3 protein-coding genes are annotated in these 1,614 nt (G+C 56.9%); 1 reads left to right on the top strand and 2 read right to left on the bottom strand.

Going from position 1 to position 1,614, the window contains the following annotated elements; genetic code table 11:
* Window positions 1-211, bottom strand: a 211-nt coding sequence (locus EN984_RS33900) for a GntR family transcriptional regulator (RefSeq protein ID WP_164765886.1), incomplete at its 3' end; no start/stop codon positions are given.
* Window positions 212-714: 503 nt separating this feature from the next.
* Here EN984_RS33900 and EN984_RS33895 point away from each other — a divergent pair.
* Window positions 715-987: a hypothetical protein gene (locus tag EN984_RS33895; RefSeq protein ID WP_127267734.1), complete on the top strand. Its 273-nt coding sequence runs from the start codon at window positions 715-717 to the stop codon at window positions 985-987.
* Between the two features lie 54 nt (window positions 988-1,041).
* On the opposite strand, the gene EN984_RS33890 is transcribed toward EN984_RS33895, so the two are convergent.
* On the bottom strand, window positions 1,042-1,614 hold a 573-nt coding region (locus EN984_RS33890), incomplete at its 5' end, for a 4Fe-4S dicluster domain-containing protein (RefSeq protein ID WP_164765885.1).

Genomic DNA, 1,614 nt, shown 5'->3' with positions numbered 1-1,614 from the left:
AGGTGCCCGAGCCCTGGCGCGTATCCAGCAATCCCTGCGAGACCAGCACCCGCACCGCCTCGCGCACCGTGCCGCGGCTGACCGACAGAAGGTTGGTCAGAGCTGCCTCGTTGGGGATACGCTCGCCGACGCCCCAGCGGCCGCTGACGATTTCAGCGCGCAGGCTCTCGGTGGCGCTGTCGGTGAGATTGGTTCGGATAGCAGGTTGCATCGACCTATTCATCAAGTCATCAGATGACTTGATGAATAGGCCTACTCCTGGCTGCCGTCAAGCTACTGATCGAGATGGTAGTGGGTCAGTCTGAAATTCAGCCTTTGAATGGCCGGCGTTGAATGCGATAATTCAGGCATGGATGACACATCCGAAACTAAGACACGAAACGGTTGGGCGCCCTTGCACGTTGAGCAAGCTCTTGGTCTTAACCCGGACCTGCCAAAGCGCTGCCCCGAGTGTCATGGTGCTGTTCGCGCTCACCGCGAAAGTAACAATGGGATGCGCGCTCATTTCGAACACATCGAAGGGCATGATGGATGCTCGCTAAAGCCGCGAACATTTTCCGGTACTAAATCAATGCACCCAGACGCCCTATCATGAAAGCTTTGCGAGATTGGTGACATTGTTGCGCTGATCGAAGTGAAGGAAATTGAGAAGCCGGTGCTGCGCGGCCCTTACAAGAAGCGGACAGCTTGACTTCAATATGCTATGCCGCCGCCATGAAGAGCTATGATTTCGATCCTACCGAATTCGCCAAGTTAGAGTTCCTATTGGCTCACGCCGTCAGTTTTCTCCATCAAGAGCGGAGCAAGGCCGAACTCAATCAATTCCAGGCCAAATTCCTCCCGATTATTCGCGATGTATATTATCAGGTGTTGGGACCTAAGATTGATGATCGCCAGCGTGAGGCAATCTCTGTATCCGATCCTTGGGATCCAGAGTTGACTCAGGAGCGGGCTATCGAACTCCTAGCTGAGATATTCAAAGCTTAGATTTCAAACTGACTCACTACCATGAGATAGAAACTCACCAAGCTATGGCGCCGATCAGTCGGCGGCTGACGCAAAGCTTGCCATGTGAAACGCCTGGATCTCAGCCGGATAGCGATAGGCGATGCCATAGGGGCAGGCATTGCGGTCAAGGCAGCCGCCGCTGCGGCACGGCTCGCCCTTCGCTCCTCGCACATGCGCCAGACAGGACTGGTAGGCGAATCCTTCCGTGGAATAGGCATCGACCGGACAGTATCTCAGGCAAGGTTTCTCGACACAGGTGTCGCAAAGGTGGATCGCCTTGCCCTGCTCCGGAAGCGCGATCTCGTCCTCGAACAGCAGCGCACCGCGATAGGCATGCCAAAGCCCGTATTGCGGATGCATGAGGATGCCGAGCGGCGACGGTTTTAAACCCTCGGCCCGCATCGCCCATTGCTGGAACGGAAGATAGGGTTTGTCGGAAGGCGAAACCGCACGGGCTTGGAATTCATTGGCCACGGCGCCAATGACCTGCCGCGACCAGTTGTCGAGCGGATCGGCGATTGTCCGTGGCTGGTTTTCGCGCCAGCGCAGGAAATGCGGCCAAGGTGCCGCCCCCGCCTGCCCCACCAGCAGCACGGACCTTGCTGG

The organism is Mesorhizobium sp. M7A.F.Ca.CA.004.12.1.1 (assembly GCF_003997835.1).
Taxonomy (GTDB): Bacteria; Pseudomonadota; Alphaproteobacteria; order Rhizobiales; family Rhizobiaceae; genus Mesorhizobium.
The sequence above is the reverse complement of the archived record's forward strand: the minus strand, read 5'-3'. Positions and strand labels throughout refer to the sequence as shown.